Annotated in this window: 1 pseudogene; it reads left to right on the top strand. The window is 57.1% G+C overall.

Going from position 1 to position 483, the window contains the following annotated elements:
- Positions 1-231: 231 nt before the first annotated feature.
- A pseudogene (locus JF66_RS21190) lies at positions 232-483 on the top strand (dihydrofolate reductase); the annotation flags it as partial.

The raw sequence follows: 483 nt of genomic DNA, 5'->3' as shown, positions 1-483 counted from the left end.
CCTCATGGTTCGACGGCGCTTAATCCCCTCCGATGCTTATCTCTCCCATCGTATTTTCGACTTCCTAGCAAACGGTGCAGGTGTACAGAATCGGACGGTTTTGAGGAACAACTGTCGAATCAGGGCAATCGTGTTCGCTCACATAATGAAGCCGCCCGCAGAGAAAACTCGGAACAGGGGAGCAACACCATAAATCTCACGATCTCGATCCAGGTCAGCGTTGACGGCGTCATGCAGGCAAACGGCGGCAACAATGACGAGCTCGATCCCGGTTTTATGCGCGGCGGCTGGGCAATCCCGACCGGCGATCAGGAGTCGGCCGCGTACATCGCTTCGACGTGGCAGCGCGCGGACGCGTTTCTCCTCGGCCGCAAGACCTACGGACTGTTCGCACGATATTGGGGTGGTCAGACCGACGACTCAAACCCGTACTCAGGCGCAATGAATCCTCGACCCAAGTACGTCGTGTCCAACACCCTGACT

The organism is Cryobacterium sp. MLB-32 (assembly GCF_000738085.1).
GTDB lineage: Bacteria > Actinomycetota > Actinomycetes > Actinomycetales > Microbacteriaceae > Cryobacterium.
The sequence above is the reverse complement of the archived record's forward strand: the minus strand, read 5'-3'. Positions and strand labels throughout refer to the sequence as shown.